Source organism: Bombilactobacillus bombi (genome assembly GCF_013607485.1).
In the GTDB taxonomy this organism is placed as follows: Bacteria; Bacillota; Bacilli; order Lactobacillales; family Lactobacillaceae; genus Bombilactobacillus; species Bombilactobacillus bombi_A.
Window position 1 is genome coordinate 17,602 of sequence record NZ_SCHP01000012.1, and the last position, 16,964, is coordinate 34,565.

A 16,964-nucleotide genomic window follows, 5' to 3' on the forward strand; every position below is an offset into this window, starting at 1 on the left:
CAGAAAGAAGAACAAAAATGAGCAACCAATATCAGCCTCAAAATACGAAAGATGCCCTACGTTATCTCCAACAATTAGCAAATCAGTATCTAAATGCGCCCCTAACGCCTGCTATTATTGCTTATAATCATCAACAAATTCAATATTTACGCCAACAAGTCATACCGGTAGCAAAAAATCAAGAACATAACTCTCAGCGGTCCCAAGAGGCACAATTAATGGCCCAACAACTAGAGCAGTGGGAACGTCAGCGCTTGGCTGGTCAGCCAGGACCATATAAAATGCGGCATTTTCAGCTGCAAAAACCTCAGACCATTAAATATCAGCATCTACGGCAAAAGTCTAGTCAACCGGGTAATTATCGCACTCAACATCGTTAATTTTTAAAACGCACAAAAGGCTGGAGACGAAATACTTGTCTTCAGCCTTTTGGTATTTTTAAGCTTATATTTTAATGAGCCATATTCATCGCAAATAATAAGAACAAGAAAACGATAAAGCCAATATACATAATAGGGTGAACTTTTTTGGCTTGCCCTTGTGCAACCATAATAATCACATATGACATAATTCCGAAAGCAAAGCCATAAGATATATCATAGAACAGCGGCATTCCTGCTATCGTCACAAAGGCCGGAAAGGCACTTTCAAATTTGCTCCAATCAATATTTCCTAAAGATTTCACCATGTATGAACCAACAATAATCATAATTGGAGCAGTCACTTGTGAGGTTACCACTGCCAGTAAAGGTGAGAAAAACAAACTTGCAGCAAATAATACGGCAACTGTTAAAGAAGTTAAACCGGTACGGCCGCCCACGGCAATTCCCGTAGAAGATTCCACATAAGCAGCCGTAGGTGAACTGCCAAAAATTGACGAACTAATCATCGCTGTGGCATCACTTAACAAGGCCTTCCCTACACGTGGAGAAACTTTTTCACCACGCTGCATTAATCCAGCCTGCTCTAACAACCCCACAACTGTTCCTGTAGTGTCAAAAAATGCCACTAAAAAGAAAATAATAACTACAGTAATCATCTGTGGATTAAAGACATTTTGTAAATGTAAAAATGCCTGCCCAAAAGTAGGACGTAAACTCGGAATAGGAGCGACTAAAGCATGGGGCATTTTGATTAAACCACTAATAATTCCTACAATTGAAGTTACAGCCATACCAATTAACATATTAGCAGGGACCTTTTTAGCAATCAAAATCAAAGTCAAGACAAGACCAAATACGGTTAACCACACAGTTGGATTATGAAAATTAGTAATCGTCAATAATGTCGATTTGTCAGTTTGCACGAGTCCCCCATTTTGCAGTCCGACAAAGGCGACGAAAAGCCCAATTCCTGCTGCAATGGCTGATTTTAAGTCAGCGGGAATATTATTAATAATTTTTTCTCGTACTTTAAAAATTGTCACTAACAAAAACAATATTGAAGCTACAAACACCCCGGCTAAGGCAGTCTGCCAAGGAACTTTCATCCCTAAAACTACCGTATAAGCAAAAAAAGCATTGCTACCTAATGAAGGTGCGATCGCAATGGGATAATTAGCCAAGAAGGCAGTAGCTAAACAGCCTACAATTGCAGCTAAAGCGGTAGCCACAAAAATAGCCCCTTGGTCCATCCCCGTAGCTCCTAAAACGGTGGGATTAACGAATAAAATATAAGACATCGCAACAAAAATCGTTGTACCAGCTACAATCTCTTGACGAACGTTAGTCTTATTAGCTTGTAATTCAAATTGACGCTCTAAAAAATTAGATTTTGCTGTTTTTTGGGAACTATTACCCATGTTAACTCCTCCAATGTTCACATTTCATCAAAAAACATTTTTAATTATACCGTATTTGCTGGTGATGTCTAGTCATTTTATCAATAAATTGCTATTGATATCAATTAATGTTCGGATTTTATTTACATAATAATTAATTCAAAAATCTGACTTTGTGGTAAACTAGAGTCACTAATTAACACAGGAGGCCTCAATATGGCAGATACAATTATGGTTGCTGGCGGTGCTGGCTATATTGGTTCACATATGGTTCATCAACTCATTGAGGAGGGTTATGATGTGGTCATTGTGGATAACCTTTCGACAGGACACCGGCGAGCAGTCAACCCTAAAGCCCGGTTTTACGAAGGTGATACGCGGGATTTAGACTTTTTAAATCAGGTTTTTGAAAGGGAAAATATTCAAGCAGTCATTCATATGGACGCCTTCTCGATTGTACCTGAATCGGTTAAAAATCCTTTGAAATACTTTGATAATAATGTTATCGGTATGGTGAAATTGTTTGAAGCGATGCAGCAACATGCAATTCATTATCTTATCTTCTCTTCCACAGCGGCGACTTTTGGTCAGCCTAAAAAAACTCCTGTAGCAGATTCAGCGCCACAAGAGCCTATTAATCCTTACGGTGAAAGTAAGTTAATGATGGAACAAATGATGAAGTGGGTTGACCAAGCATATGGTATTAAGTCTGTTGCTTTGCGGTATTTTAATGCTGCTGGGGCATTAGAAGATGGCTCTATTGGTGAAGATCATAACCCGGAAACTCATTTAATTCCGATTATTCTGCGGACTGCCATGGGCGAACAGGACACCCTCAAAATTTATGGTAATGATTACAATACACCAGATGGAACTAATGTACGTGATTACGTGCATATCATTGATTTAGCCCAAGCACATATTTTAGCTTTGAAATATTTACAAGCTGGCAATCCTAGTGATGCCTTTAATCTGGGATCCAGCACTGGTTTTTCGGTTCAAGAAATTGTTGCAGCTGCCCGTGAAGTTACCCAAAAACCAATTCCTGCAGAATTTGCTCCCCGTCGCGGTGGTGATCCAGATACCCTAGTTGCTGACAGCAGCCGCGCCAAAAAAGTCTTGGGCTGGAAGCCTAAATATGATAATATTCATGACATTATTCAAACTGCCTGGACTTGGAAACAAAAACATCCTCAAGGCTACCAAGACAAATAAATACCAATCTTCACAAATTCTTCACACTTTTGAAGCGACAAATTCATAACTGCTCTCTATAATATGTTTTGTAAGTTGATAAGAGGAAAACATCTCTTATCGCCCTCCCCCAAAATAATATTTAAATATTGAATTCCCCCTCAATAATTTAAATCACAAGCATCGCTTATAGGCGATGCTTTTTTAATGGATTGATTTTTAAAATATTCTGCTTACTTATTTTACTCCAATACTCTAAAAGCAAAGATGAGTTTTGTGTTTAGCATAATATATTTATAATATTAACTTTAGATAGCAAAAAGGACTAAGGCTTTGAGACCTTGGTCCTTTTTAATAGTTAAATCTTCGATAATTCACTTTTTTAATTATTTAATCACTGTGACATATTCATCAGGCAGCCATTCATTGGTCGATACCCGATAAAAGGTCATCCCATTAATAGCCGCAATCTGGTCAGTCTTCCATTCAGAATTTGCAGTTACCGAGCGATCATTAATTAATTCCAAATGACGATTATCTGCAGTTTTACGCCACAAGTTAACATAATTATTATTTTTAACTTTAATAACTTTTGCTGTCGCTAAAGTTGTAACTACTACATCGCCAGTTAAGATGCTACTGTTATCAACCAAAATAACTTGAACGGCTTTAACCCATTCATTGGTCGATACTCGATAGAAGGTTACGCCGTCAATTACAGCAACCTGATCAATCTTCCATTCGGAATTATAAGCAAGATTACGATCGCTAATCTTGGTCATATGTTGATTATCCGCAGCTTTGCGCCAGAGACTAATGTAATTAGGAATTACTACCCGCACTACTTTCGGCGTTTGTAATGTAGTAACATTAGTGACATTTTGAAGGCCTTCATAACTATAATCATAGTCAAAGACTACTTGACTATCTTTAATATACTCATCAGTTGATACCCGATAATAAATCTCACCATTAATCTTTAAAATCCGCTTACGATCAGTTTTCCAAGCACTATTCAAAGATAAGACGCGATCATTAATCCGTTCTCCTTGAGCATTATAAAGAGGTGCATAATCTGCTACAACGCGTACAATACCACGAATTTCTTGTTCTTGAACACCATCTTTAGCTGGCTTATTTTCCGGTAGAGTTGGTTGGGCCGGCATTGTAGGTTCAGGCTGTGGTTCTGGTCGACTTGGTGCTGGACTTGGACTTGGTGCTGGTTTATTGGGACTTGGACTTGGGGCAGGTGCTGGTTTATTAGGCACAGTAGGAGCTTTAGAATCCTTCAAGATAACTTTTCTTTCATAGGTATACTCTTTATTTGTTATATTTGCATTTGTATTACCATTAATCTTAAGTTTACTATTATTTATAATATCATCATAATCATTTCCTAATAATGTTTTTAAATCAATCCTAACTTTTACCTTATAATTGCCATTTTTATCTGCCGTTCCCTTATCAAAAGTGAGGCTATTTTTTAGATTTGAATTATATTTACCAGTTATCTCAATGCTCTTTGTAATCAAATCCTTGACATCTTCATAAGTTTTATTTTTGGCGTTAATTAAATTAATATCACTGTCTGGTGCATTAATTTGAACTTCACCAATGTTTGGGGTTGAAGTTGTTATTTTACATTTAAAAGTATAATTTCCATTATTATCCACAGAACTTTCATCTATACCAGATCCATTAATTATAATTTTTTTGTTTTTAATAAAATTATCATACTGACCTTTTAAAATATCTTTCAGCTTGATAGTAACTTCTTCAGTACCATTACCATTTTTATCTATAGACGGCGTGCCAAAGGCAAGACTGTTTTTAATACTATTGCTTTCATAACCACTTGTGTTTTTTATTATTTCATTTGTTATATGATCTTTAATATCATTTTCCGTAGGGACTTTGTTAAAGTTAACATCTTCAGGAATTATAATTGTTAATGGATCATAAAAAGGAGTATAATTTATTTTTCTATTATAGGTATAGTACTTTCCATCTGGAGAAATTGCACCTAATTCAGAAGGGTTCTTTCCATTAACTTTAAAGTTTGTAACATTAAAATCATTGCCAAATAGTTTAGTTAGATCTAATTGGACATCTTGGTTATAATCAGGAGCACTACCATTTATTTTTCCTAGTGTAGTTGCTGTTTGAATATCGCTGCTACTTTTACCATCTGCTGTAATATTTACGCTACTAAGATTATTAAAGTCCTTATATTCCTGAATATTATTAGCTTTTAAATTAATATCTTTATCTGCAATGGTTAAGTTAAATTGATCCTCTTTTTTGTCTGGTTCAATTTGAATTGTACGAATATATGAAAATGTTTTATTTTCAAAATTCATTTTACCATTTAGTATATTAGGGATGCCACTAATGGTAGAAACATTCGTATCATTAATACAAAATTTTACATTATGAATAGCAACTTTAGCATCCTTCCCTAAAAATGGATTAATATAAAGAGTAATCTTTTGATAATAAGTGCCACCAACTTGAATTTTATCATCTGGAACAACAGTGGTGCCACTTTGATCACTTGTAATAGGGCCAAGGGTGTTTTTGTCAAAAAGATTATCCACATTATAAACCCCTTGAGTATATTGAATACCTAAAGATTTAGGATCCTTAATTTCTGACTTTTTGACTTTCATTGTAGTAGTAGGGATTACAATGTTTATAAGAGCACTATCGAATTTCATTTCACCTTTGGACTCGGCTACTACTTTATCATTAATTATTATGTCATATTGTAATGTTACAGTAGCTCCACCATTCTTTGGGTCTTGTATATCAGTATTATTTATATTATTAAAATCACCGTCCTTTTTAAATTCAACACGCTGATTAGTTTTTTTATTATAAAAAAAGAGATGAGAAGTAAAGGTTGCTCCGGCATTTAACAAAGCTAACTGTTCATTTGGATTTAGAATAGGAGTTCCATTGAATTTTTTTTGAAATATATTAGACAACGCTTCCGGATCAACATAAGCATTATTCGATTTAACATATCCATTATTGTCAAGAGCTCCAGGTCCACTACCAAATAATGGCTGCTTTGTTTGTGGTTCAAAATCCAATAATATTCTTTGTAAATCAAGTTCAAAGCCGTCATATTGCACTGTACTATAATTTGAAGTAATAAATAGATTCTGTTTTAATTTGTCTAAAGCTGTCTTTAAATCATCCTTCTCATCCGCCTTAACCTCCTGTACCTGTACCGGATTAAAATGCAGTGGCGGCGCCATAATTGCCGTGCCCAATAACGACGCTGCAATGAGGCTCGAACCAACTAATGTTCTTTTTCTCATAAGTATCTCTCCTCCATCAATTTATCTACTGAAGATATCGTCATCTTATCTTCATCTATTAATGCCAGCAGAATAGTAGAATACGCTTTCATGAGCTTGCTGATGCCTATTATACTGACTAATTCGAGTTTATCATAAAAAAACTAGCTATCAAAGGCAAATTTAAGTCTTGAAACGATTTCTAAAGTTTACAAATCTGCATTAAAAATTGATTATGATAAAGTGTTAATTTTATCTCTGTTAGCGTGAAAAATTAACTTTATTAAGAACTTAATTGTCACAAAAAAGTCAAGACCAAATGTTAGTCTTGACCACTTTAAAATATCAGTATAATTATAGAATGTTTTAGTAGGCTAAAGTCTCGGATACTTGAGTTTGGATATCTGCAATTAATTCTTGAAGACTGGTTATATGATAGCGATCCATAACTGCCGGCAAATCATGAATAATTTGGCGACAAGCGTCCGCTTGATGATAGGTAGCACTACCTACTTGTACGGCATTAGCACCGGCAACTAACATTTCTAAGGCATCAGCAGCCGTGTTCACGCCGCCCACGCCAATAATCGGCAGTGAAGAGACGGTTCTGACTTGGCGAATCATCCTCACTGCCAAGGGGTGCAAAGCACTGCCTGAAAGACCGCCAGTGCCGTGAGCCAAAAGTGGCTTACGAGTATTTAAGTCAAAACCTAATCCAGTGAGCGTATTAATCATGGTGAAGCCAGCGGCACCCCCCTGTTGTGCTGCTAGAGCAACGGGAACAATGTCGGTTACATTGGGAGTTAATTTCATAAAGACGGGCTTCTTGACTACTTGGCAGATTTGTTGAGTTAATTGTTCGACAATTTGCGGATTAGTGCCAAAGGCTAACCCCCCTTGTTCCACGTTCGGGCACGAAATATTAATTTCTAACCAGGAGACATTAGGCGCACTGGCCATTTGCTGAGCTACTTGAACATATTCACTCACACTGGAGCCCGCTACACTGCCGACAATCGGCAAATCAGGATAATTTTGAGCCAGCCACGGCAGCTTTTCTGTTAAGACAGCCTGAATGCCGGGATTTTTAAGACCAATCGCATTCAGCCAGCCTCCGGTCATATGCGCTATTGTGGGACGGGCATTGCCAGAACGTGGTGTCGCTGTGGTCGATTTGATAACCAAAGCACCTAATTCATTTAAGTCAAAATTTTGCGCCATTTCCTGTCCATAAGCAGCAGTTCCACTCGCTGGCATAATGGGATTTTTCAAGGTAATTTGTGGTAATTTAACAGCTAGACGATTCATTTTCTCCTCCTATAAGGCCTGAGTAACAAACGATTGAGCTTCCAAAACCTGCAATATTGCAGCAACCGTATCTAAAGCAGTGAATAAAGGCACTTCATGTGCAATTATTAAGGATCCCAATCACCGATATAGAATTCCATCTTCTAACACCAAATAGCGCTTCATTCTGTTTGCTCCTTTCGATAAGCCCAACGTCCTGCTACCATAGTGGCGGCAACTTCAGCTTCCACTTGCTGTCCAATAAAGGGTGAATTTTGACCGCATGATAACATGGAGTCCGCAGTAATAGTATGTGGCTGATGCAAATTCAGCACTACTAAATCAGCAACTTGACCCACACGCAATTGCCCAGCTGCTGTTAAATTGAAGACTTGGGCAGGTTTGACACTCAGCCAATTAATTAATTGTGCTAAAGAGCAGAGCTGAGGTTTAACGAGGCGTTCATACAACATAACAAAGCTAGTTTCTAAACCGGTAATCCCAAAGGCTGCTGTTAACATGGAGCCAGCTTTATCATTAACAGTATGTGGAGCGTGGTCGGTGGCAATCATGTCGATGGTTCCGTCTAATAAACCAGCTAAACAGGCTTGGCGATCTTGTAAAGTTCGTAAGGGCGGATTCATTTTCAATTGGGGATTATCAGTAGTAATCATTGATTCATCTAATAAGAGATGATGTGGTGTAACTTCAGCACTGACATTGATTCCCCGCTTTTTAGCCACCCGAATTAATTCCACGCTAGCTGCAGTAGAGACGTGACAAGCATGGTAGTGTACGCCGCTAGCCGCTGCTAATTCCAAATCCCGAGCTAATTGTGCCGTTTCTGCTACGGGCTCAATGCCTGGTAAACCTAGTTCTTGAGCTCTCAAACCTGCATTCATCACTCCATGATTAGCCAAACTATCATCTTCAATATGAGCCATAATGGGCAGGTTTGCTTGCTTTGCAGCCAGCATAGCTTGATACATAGTTTGCGCACTTTGTACCCCATTACCATCATTACTAAAACCAAAAGCACCCGCAGCTTTTAAAGCTGCAAAATCTACTAATTGCTCACTGGTACGGTCTTTAGTAATGTTAGCGTACTGTAAAACATGTACTTGCGCTGAGGCTTGATTACGGGCAATTTGAGCTTGCAAGCGCCGGGGTGTATCAATCGATGGCTGGACATTTGGCATTGCAGCTACAGTCGTATATCCGCCGTGAGCGCCCGCTAAAGTCCCGGTTTTAATAGTTTCTTTAGCATTAAAGCCCGGTTCACGTAAGTGAACATGTACATCGACAAATCCAGGCGCAATGACAAGATTATTCATTGCAAGAATTTGAGCATCAGGCGCTGTTAAATGAGGACCCATTTGTTCAATGTATTGTTGGTTAATTAAAATATCTTGGACTTGAAAGCGATTATTTTGAAAAACTTGTGCCCCTTGCAAGAGTATTCTCATTTCACTAGCTCCTTTAATTCTTGAGTTGCAATTAATCCTTGACTGGATAATAAGGTTGATACAATAGCCATCCGAACAAAAACTCCATTATGCATTTGTTGAAAAATCCGAGATTGCGGGCATTCAACTAAATCTGCAGCAATCTCTACGCCACGATTTACCGGCGCAGGATGCATGATAATTGCTTGAGCCGGTAAGCTAGCTAGTCTTTGTGGGGTTAGACCATATTGCTGATAATAATCTTGCGCTTGAAAGCCTTTTTCTTCACTAGAATCAAAGCGCTCATGCTGGACCCGCAACAACATTAAGACATCAACTTGTTCTATTAATTGATCAATTGGACAATAAGTACCATATTGCTGCAGATCTGTGGCGAACCATTCTTGTGGGCCACTGAAATAAACTTGGGCATTTAACTTCGTTAGAATTTCCGCATTGGAACGAGCCACTCGTGAATGGGCTAAATCGCCAACAATTCCAACTTTGAGCCCTTGGAAATGACCAAATTCTTCTTTAATTGTTAATAGATCTAATAAGGATTGTGAGGGGTGCTGACCACTGCCGTCGCCACCATTGGCTATACTTAATTGCAAATGGGCATCTAAAAGAGGTTGATAGTATTGATTTTGTGGATGACGAATAACTGCCAAATTTACGCCAATTGCTTGGATAGTTTTAACTGTATCTAAAAGACTTTCACCTTTTAAAATAGAACTGGCCTGGGGAACAAACTGCAAAACTTGAATTCCTAAGCGCCGTTGTGCCATTTCAAAACTTGTATGGGTCCGGGTACTATTCTCAAAAAACAAATTCATCGCATATACGGGCTGCTGCAGCTTGACTTGCGCGCCTTTTTTAAAGGCTTGGGACAACTTCATAAAATAATTGATGTCGTCCAAAGATAATTGTTGAACACTAACTAAGTCATGCATTATTTTTACCCCTTTTCTGATATACAAAAAACACCTAGTATCTTCGCCAATTATTGCTTGCAAAGACACTAGGTGCACTTTTAGCCTTTAACCCATTTGTTCCTCACGGGAAACAATTAATTGGTTCGGATATTTGAATGTTTTTAAATTGTCATTAGTTTAGAATAAAGTTTTCAGTCTGTCAAGAAGTAATTATTTAATATGCAGGCGCTCGCGCCAACGCTGGGCGTCAATGTTTAAGCTTTGATCTAACAGACGAAGTTTTAAGGTAATATAGCCATAGACTAAAGCCCCAATAAGAACTTCAATTAACATATATCCAGCACTTAAAACTCGGCCAATTTTGGCAGTCAGAGTATAAAATATTATGTCAGCGCCTAAAACCACCGTGGCCATTACTAGACTTGCCAAGAAAACCTTGCTCAAATCTTGAAGAATCAATTTTTTGAGATTAAATGGATATAGGCAATAGATGCGATGCAGCATTAAATAACAAATCAAAATCAGAGCCAAAATCGTGGCGCTCAAGGGCCCATACTCATGAAACAAATATACCAGCGGCCACTGCACAATAATTTTAAAACCAAAACCAATTAATAAATATTTAATGGCCAAGTTATTACGATATAAGGCCTGCAAAATAGCAGCCAATACCATAAAGAAGCCGATTAATAAAGCCACTAAACATGAAAAACGCAACATATTAATACCTAAGCGATCATAACCATAAAAAGCACCCCATAAAGGTCGCGAGACCGCCGCCATTCCTAAGGTAGCCGGCAGCATAAAGAAAGTAAATAAGCGAATGATATTAATAATCTGCTTGGTGATTTTGGGAGTATCCTTACTGGTGTATAAGGAAGCTACTAAGGGGATAGAAGAAGAAACAATTCCGGTCGCCAAAGACACCGCCACCATCATCAGTTTGTTAGCCTGAAAGCCAAAGACAGAGTAATAATAATCTAATTGCTGTTTAGAAATATTCATAAAACTTTGCATCATCGGGTTAAACGTGGACTGGTCAAATAAGTTAAAAATAGTTACTGCCGAATCAATGATAATAAACGGTATTGCCTGCAGAAAAATTTCTTTAGTAAAGTCGCGCGCAGTAAAATTAATTTCATGGCGGCCATTCTCTGCCAAATTCTGGAGGTGATGGCGCTGACGGCCAAAACACGTCAACAAATACAAGACCGAAATGGCTGCCCCAATAAAGGAAGCAAATGTTGATTTAGTAACAGCATCAACATAATTTCCCCTTTGAATTTGCATGATAATATAAGTAATTGCCAGCATATAAGTTACCCGTGCTAGCTGTTCTAACATCATCGAAATCGCTGAAGGCCCCATTTGCCCATAACCTTGAAAATATCCGCGCATAATACTCAAAGTTGGTAAAATTAACACCGCAATGGCTAACGCCTTAATTGCGGGAATACTATGAGGGTCACTATTAGTAAAGAGTGCCGCCACCCAGCCAGCACCAAAATACATCACAGCACCAAAAATCAAGCCAATTACAGCCGTAACTTTTAAGGCCTGCTTAAATAATTGATTACCTGCCGCATATTCACCGAGGGCATTATAGTGCGAAATTTGCTTCGAAATAGCACTGGGCAATCCCGCTGTCGATACGAGCAGAAAAAAATCATAAATATGATAAACCTTACCATATAAGGCATTAGCTGAAGCCACAATGACGGCAGATCCCATCCATATATTCCATGGAATAACATATAAAGCCGATAAGGCACGCGAAACAATGCCACTAGCCGTAATCCAAGCTGAGCCGGTTAATAAAGAATCTTTTCCCGGTGTCTGGTGTTGATTTTTTGCTGACATATTAACCTTCCTTTACTACACTAAAACCATATTATACAAAAAAGACTGAGTTAAAACTATGTTTTTCCTCAGTCAATTTTTAATTTAATTATGGAGTTGCTTTAGGGCAGCAACTAGCTTGTGAGCAATTTTAGGAGAACTAGCGGCATCCGGATGCATTCCGTCAGTATAGGTTAAATCCCAATCGGCAGTTTCTAAAAGCTGAAAACCAGGATATTCAACAGTTTCCTCGCGAATTACTTGTGCGTGCCTTTGGGAAAAAGGAATCATCACTAGCTTCGGTGTTTGCGGATAAAGCAGCTGGACTTTTTGCAAAAACAATTCCCAAGCCGCCCGAAATTCAATTTCATTGGCCTTGCGATCTGGAGTTCCTAGATTAATCACAACATACTCAGAAGGCTGCACGCTCCAAGAATGTTCAGCGTCAATTTTTTCTAAAAATTCACTAGCCGTAGGTACACCGCCGCTACCTGGTTTCACTAAACCGGCCCCTGGATAAGCGATGCGGATATCTTCCATATTTAATTCATTCGCCGTTAATGCTGCAAAGTTACCTTCTGCACAATAATCTTGTCCTGCTGTTTTGCCATGAACCCAAGAACCAGCAGTAATCGAATCCCCAATAAAACTCAAAGCAGGACCAGCCGGTTTAATTGGTGTGAGCTGTGCGTTTGGGGAAACCTTTAAATAATCAAAATATAAGCCGCCATGACGCTTCCAGACATTATCAGCGGGTGTATTGCCGCTGTAAACTACTCGCAAAATATGAGAATTTAAATCTGGCAAAGTAATTGTCAGAGGCATTTGTGCCAAATTAGCCCGCTGAAATTTACCAAAATCCACTTGATAGGCAATAAAGACGCCCTCGACTTGAGCCTTCGTAGAAAAACTTAATTCTACTTGTTGCGCTTGTGTGACTTGAGTGTATAATTGCGCTCCTAAATTAGTAGTATATAAACCATGCTCTGTTTGAGCCCAACGCCCAGAAAAATAAATTCCCGGGATTGAAAAATTAGCTGTTGTTGATTGCACTTTCATTACAAATATTCCCTCCTTGTTGCTCTTAACACTTTTATCATACTATAATAACAGTTAGATAACTCATTAAGGACGGGAAAAATGTATAAAAATGTAATTTTTGATATTGACGGCACCCTCTTAGATACTCACGATGCAGCGTTATTAGGCCTGCAAAAAGCTCTTTGGCAAGACTATCAAATTCAACAATCTCTAGCAGAATTAGAATCTAGCTTTTCAGGAACAGCCCAAGATGTTTTTGACAAATACCAAATCCCTACCGCTAAACAGCAGGACTTTGCTGAAAGCGTCTTAAATTGTGCCTTTGATTTTACTGATGAGATTAAACCCTTCGCAGAAATTACAGAAACTATCCACCAACTTAGCATCCAAGACATTCCTATGGCCGTAGTAACTTCAGAGGATCAAGCTGAAGTGGATGCCGTTTTTAAAAAAACCAGCATTGGTCCTTATTTTCAACAGATTATTACCGCTGATCAAGTGTCAAATCCTAAACCAGCCGCCGATCCTACCTTACTAGCTTTAACAAAGCTCCATGCCCAGGCTAGTCAAACCCTATATATCGGCGATTCTAAAAATGATGTCGGCAGTGCGCATCAAGCCCATGTGGCTTTTGGCTTAGCCCAATGGGGAGCTAATCCTCAGGATCAGTTTTTAGAAGCTGATTATATCTTTTCGCAGCCTCAAGATATTTTGCAAGTAGTAGAAAAATAAAAAAGACCAGGCAATTTTTGTCCTGGTCTTTTCTAATATTATAGTAAATGAGCTTCTTTGAGCAGTTCTCCCAGCCAAGTCTTCTGGGATTTACTTAAGGCCTTCTTGGTAATCCAATTAGGCAAAGGCAAATCTATTTCGTTTAACTTCTTCTTATCATTGAGATAATATATTGATTTTAGTAATTCGCGAATATCATAAATTGAACCAAAGACTTCGGGTACTCCGCGTTCAACTTTTAACAAGGTATAAACAGCTTCCATCGCTGTCCGCACCGAATATTCAGTCGTAAAGACAGTATCACGTGTTGGAGATTCAGCAAAATTGCCGATAAAGGCCAAATTAACCGAATTCTTAGGAACCACAGCTGGCCGATCGCCGGCTACCCGCGGCATAAAGTAACTAGTAATATATGGCATATAAACTGGATTAGTGTTGATTGATTCTTGCTGCGCTAATTTGGGAATCAAACTTTCTGGTACACCTAAATGATACAGCCATTCTTCGGTGATTTCTTCACCACTGCACTTCGTAATTGGCTTTTTAATGTAATTACCCTTAGTATCAGAATATAAACCGTATAACCAAACGACTGTTTCATTTTCTTTTTGAGCCTTAAAATGAGGCTGCCGATGAATCGCAAAACTCAAGAGCCAATTAGAGTCGGTAATGGTAATAATTCCGCCGCTATTTACCTTATGATCATGCAAGTCACGCTTCGTTAGCCGCTCAATATAAGGATCCACAGCAGTGTTTTCAATCGTGGCTGTAGCTGAAATAAACCAGCTGCGTTTAGGTAGATTCTTGTAAAAGACTTGAGGATGACCAAATTCAGATGATTGTTGAGCTAATTTTTCCCACAAGGCCCAACTATTACCAATTTCCTGACTTGGCACTGCTGGGTGATGATGATCGCCATAAGTTGAACTTTCCGTGATTGATCCATTAGTAACAAAGACTAAATCATCTGCTGTTAAGTCAATTTCTTGAGCTACGCCGCCTTGTTGCAGCATGATTTTTTTGGCTACTTTTTGGTCATGACTAGTATCCACCAAAACATTCTTCACGATGGTATCATAACGCAAATCCACATTATGTTGCTGTAAATATTTAATTACAGGCATAACCATAGATTCATATTGATTATAACGATTAAATTTCAGTGCGGTAAAATCAGGCAGGCCATCGATATGGTGAATAAAGCGCATAGCATAACGCCGCATTTCAATTGCGGAATGCCATTTTTCAAAGGCAAACATTGTTGCCCAATACATCCAAAAATTACTTTGAAAGAATTTTGGTGAAAAGAAATCTTCGATAGTTTGCTTACCTAAGCGATTTTCTGGTGTCATAATCAGCTTAATAATCTCTTTAGAGGCACCATCGAGGGTATATTGACCATCACTAGGAAGCCGATCCCCACGATGATAAATTAAACGGCAATTGGATGAATTAGGATCATCTTTATCTAACCAATAGTATTCATCTAAAAAAGAAGCCCCTTCTATTTCTAGAGATGGAATCGAACGATACATATCCCATAAGCATTCAAAGTGATTTTCCATTTCGCGGCCGCCGCGAATGACAAAACCAATATCAGGCCGTTTCGTGCCATCTAAGGAGCCACCGCTTTGCGGTAATTCTTCGAAAATATGAATCCGCTCACCGGACATTTGTGCATCTCGAATTAAGAAAACTGCCGTTGCTAAACCAGCCAACCCTGCTCCGACAATATAGGCCGATTTTTGATCCACTCCCGCTGGTTTTCGTGGCCGGGCAAAAGCTTCATAATTACCTTTTGAATAATACATTGTTCTCCCCCTCACAATTTAAGATTACGCTTTCATTATACAACACTTAAAACTGGGACAACACCCAAGAATTTAAAGTTTTCAACAACTTTTTCTTAAAAACAAAAAACGACCGAAAAAGATTTTTTCAGTCGCTTGCCAAAGATATTTAAGGAAAATTTTTCTAAAAATTTTAATAATAAACTCCCACAATTGTCGCAGTAATAACAGAAGCCAAAGTTGCACCTAGCAAAAGTTTCATAGTGAATCCTGCTACATACTTACCTTGTTGAGCACTAATGGACTTCATTGATCCGGTAATAATTCCAATAGAACCAAAATTAGCAAAAGATACTAAGTAGGTGGAAATAATAGCAATAGATTTAGCACTCAGTCCCTTTAAAGCTTGTAAATCAGCCATAGCGACAAACTCATTAGTTAATAATTTAGTTGCCATCAAACTGCCGACTTGGACAATATCTTTGGTGGGTACTCCCATAATAAAGGCTACTGGGGAAAAGATGTAACCGAGAATTTGAGTAAAGGAAATATGAATGGCAGCTTTTAAAGTACTATTTAAAAAGGCAATTAAGGCCACAAAGCCGATAACCATTGCTCCCACCGTAATAGCAATGTTAAAACCATCCATAATATAGTTGCCGAGCATTTGGAAAAATGGCTCCGACTGCGGATCAGCAGCCGGTTTGATTTCCTGTTCCTCAGCTTTGACATCATAAGGATTAATAATACAAGAAACAATTAAGGCCGATAAAATATTCAAAAATACAGCTACTACAACAAATTTTCCCGGAATCATCTTCATATAAGATGCCAATAAAGAAGCCGAGACGGCACTCATAGCCGAAGCACAAATTGTATATAAACGCTGGCGATTAAGTTGAGCGATTTGATCTTTAATCGTAATAAAAACTTCTGGCATTCCTAAAATAGCCGTAGAAATGGCAAAATAACTTTCCATTTCACCCATACCAACTACCTTATTCAAAGCCCAGCCCACCCATTTAATGATAAAAGGCAGGATTTTAAGATAATTCAGAATACCTATTAACGCCGCAATAAAGACTATCGGCATTAAAACATTGAAGAAAAAGACCGTCTGTCCTGGTTTAATGACAATATTGCCAAAAACAAAGTTCACACCAGCAGCAGCTTGATCCATCAGCCAATTAAAAAAGGCGGAAATATGGGCTAAAGTGCTGACTCCTCCCGAGGTATGCAAACACAAAAAAGAAATCAAAAACTGCAGCGCCAACAAAATTCCAATCCGTTTATACTTGATGTGCTGGCGGTCATAACTAACTAACCAGCCAATTGCAAAAACTAAAGCTAATCCAGCTGCCAAAAAAACAAACCGCATTAAACCACTCCTTATTTTTCATAAATTTACCCTCGATTATCTAACTTAAAGGATTAAACGTGCAATGTCAAAATAAAATTAGTTTTATCAGTAAAAAAGTCTAAATCACAGCTCATGATTAGCTGACAGGTCTTGGTAATTGGCTAAATAAATTCATCAAAAAAGCGTCTCTAATCACAACTCCTGTTTTCACTAAAGACGCCGACTGTAAGATACTGCTCAAAAAGACAATTTGTTT

Annotated in this window: 12 protein-coding genes; 3 read left to right on the forward strand and 9 right to left on the reverse strand. The window is 38.2% G+C overall.

Going from position 1 to position 16,964, the window contains the following annotated elements:
* Window positions 1–17: 17 nt before the first annotated feature.
* Window positions 18–380 carry a hypothetical protein gene (locus EQ827_RS04295; RefSeq protein WP_181189755.1) on the forward strand — a complete coding sequence of 121 codons (363 nt, stop codon included), beginning with the start codon at window positions 18–20 and terminating at the stop codon, window positions 378–380.
* Window positions 381–451: 71 nt separating this feature from the next.
* Here the strand turns inward: EQ827_RS04295 and EQ827_RS04300 are convergent, their stop codons facing one another.
* Window positions 452–1,801 carry an NCS2 family permease gene (locus EQ827_RS04300; RefSeq protein WP_181189756.1) on the reverse strand — a complete coding sequence of 450 codons (1,350 nt, stop codon included), beginning with the start codon at window positions 1,799–1,801 and terminating at the stop codon, window positions 452–454.
* A gap of 195 nt (window positions 1,802–1,996) precedes the next feature.
* Here EQ827_RS04300 and galE point away from each other — a divergent pair, with 195 nt between their 5' ends.
* A complete protein-coding gene (galE, locus tag EQ827_RS04305; protein WP_181189757.1) occupies window positions 1,997–2,995 on the forward strand; it encodes a UDP-glucose 4-epimerase GalE in 999 nt (332 codons plus the stop codon).
* A 365-nt stretch (window positions 2,996–3,360) separates the two neighbouring features.
* Here the strand turns inward: galE and EQ827_RS09175 are convergent, their stop codons facing one another.
* From EQ827_RS09175 to EQ827_RS04335, 6 genes are all read right to left on the reverse strand, one after another.
* A complete protein-coding gene (locus EQ827_RS09175; protein ID WP_181189758.1) occupies window positions 3,361–6,300 on the reverse strand; it encodes an SLAP domain-containing protein in 2,940 nt (979 codons plus the stop codon).
* Window positions 6,301–6,645: 345 nt separating this feature from the next.
* Window positions 6,646–7,587, reverse strand: a complete 942-nt coding sequence (locus tag EQ827_RS04315) for a dihydroorotate dehydrogenase (protein WP_181189759.1) — start codon at window positions 7,585–7,587, stop codon at window positions 6,646–6,648.
* A gap of 161 nt (window positions 7,588–7,748) precedes the next feature.
* On the reverse strand, window positions 7,749–9,032 hold the full coding sequence (locus EQ827_RS04320; RefSeq protein WP_181189760.1) for a dihydroorotase: 1,284 nt from the start codon (window positions 9,030–9,032) through the stop codon (window positions 7,749–7,751).
* Window positions 9,029–9,964, reverse strand: a complete 936-nt coding sequence (locus tag EQ827_RS04325; RefSeq protein WP_181189761.1) for an aspartate carbamoyltransferase catalytic subunit — start codon at window positions 9,962–9,964, stop codon at window positions 9,029–9,031. The genes EQ827_RS04320 and EQ827_RS04325 overlap by 4 nt, the downstream gene beginning before the upstream one ends.
* Before the next feature lie 192 nt (window positions 9,965–10,156).
* Window positions 10,157–11,806, reverse strand: coding sequence for a putative polysaccharide biosynthesis protein (locus tag EQ827_RS04330; protein WP_181189762.1), 1,650 nt, complete (start codon window positions 11,804–11,806; stop codon window positions 10,157–10,159).
* Between the two features lie 84 nt (window positions 11,807–11,890).
* Window positions 11,891–12,844, reverse strand: a complete 954-nt coding sequence (locus EQ827_RS04335; protein WP_181189763.1) for an endoglucanase — start codon at window positions 12,842–12,844, stop codon at window positions 11,891–11,893.
* 81 nt (window positions 12,845–12,925) lie between these two features.
* Between EQ827_RS04335 and EQ827_RS04340 the strand changes: the two genes are divergently transcribed.
* Window positions 12,926–13,558 (forward strand): HAD family hydrolase, encoded by a 633-nt coding sequence (locus EQ827_RS04340; RefSeq protein WP_181189764.1) that lies wholly within the window; start codon window positions 12,926–12,928, stop codon window positions 13,556–13,558.
* Between the two features lie 38 nt (window positions 13,559–13,596).
* On the opposite strand, the gene EQ827_RS04345 is transcribed toward EQ827_RS04340, so the two are convergent.
* Both EQ827_RS04345 and EQ827_RS04350 read right to left on the reverse strand, forming a co-directional pair.
* Window positions 13,597–15,369, reverse strand: a complete 1,773-nt coding sequence (locus EQ827_RS04345) for an oleate hydratase (RefSeq protein ID WP_181189765.1) — start codon at window positions 15,367–15,369, stop codon at window positions 13,597–13,599.
* 172 nt (window positions 15,370–15,541) lie between these two features.
* On the reverse strand, window positions 15,542–16,726 hold the full coding sequence (locus EQ827_RS04350) for a NupC/NupG family nucleoside CNT transporter (protein WP_181189766.1): 1,185 nt from the start codon (window positions 16,724–16,726) through the stop codon (window positions 15,542–15,544).
* Window positions 16,727–16,964: the final 238 nt, after the last annotated feature.

Bases quoted from the DNA above. Each gene is read 5' to 3' on its own strand.
- EQ827_RS04295 (WP_181189755.1), top strand. From the start codon at position 18: ATGAGCAACCAATATCAGCCTCAAAATACGAAAGATGCCCTACGTTAT.
- EQ827_RS04300 (WP_181189756.1), bottom strand. From the start codon at position 1,801: ATGGGTAATAGTTCCCAAAAAACAGCAAAATCTAATTTTTTAGAGCGT.
- galE (WP_181189757.1), top strand. From the start codon at position 1,997: ATGGCAGATACAATTATGGTTGCTGGCGGTGCTGGCTATATTGGTTCA.
- EQ827_RS09175 (WP_181189758.1), bottom strand. From the start codon at position 6,300: ATGAGAAAAAGAACATTAGTTGGTTCGAGCCTCATTGCAGCGTCGTTA.
- EQ827_RS04315 (WP_181189759.1), bottom strand. From the start codon at position 7,587: ATGAATCGTCTAGCTGTTAAATTACCACAAATTACCTTGAAAAATCCC.
- EQ827_RS04320 (WP_181189760.1), bottom strand. From the start codon at position 9,032: ATGAGAATACTCTTGCAAGGGGCACAAGTTTTTCAAAATAATCGCTTT.
- EQ827_RS04325 (WP_181189761.1), bottom strand. From the start codon at position 9,964: ATGCATGACTTAGTTAGTGTTCAACAATTATCTTTGGACGACATCAAT.
- EQ827_RS04330 (WP_181189762.1), bottom strand. From the start codon at position 11,806: ATGTCAGCAAAAAATCAACACCAGACACCGGGAAAAGATTCTTTATTA.
- EQ827_RS04335 (WP_181189763.1), bottom strand. From the start codon at position 12,844: ATGAAAGTGCAATCAACAACAGCTAATTTTTCAATCCCGGGAATTTAT.
- EQ827_RS04340 (WP_181189764.1), top strand. From the start codon at position 12,926: ATGTATAAAAATGTAATTTTTGATATTGACGGCACCCTCTTAGATACT.
- EQ827_RS04345 (WP_181189765.1), bottom strand. From the start codon at position 15,369: ATGTATTATTCAAAAGGTAATTATGAAGCTTTTGCCCGGCCACGAAAA.
- EQ827_RS04350 (WP_181189766.1), bottom strand. From the start codon at position 16,726: ATGCGGTTTGTTTTTTTGGCAGCTGGATTAGCTTTAGTTTTTGCAATT.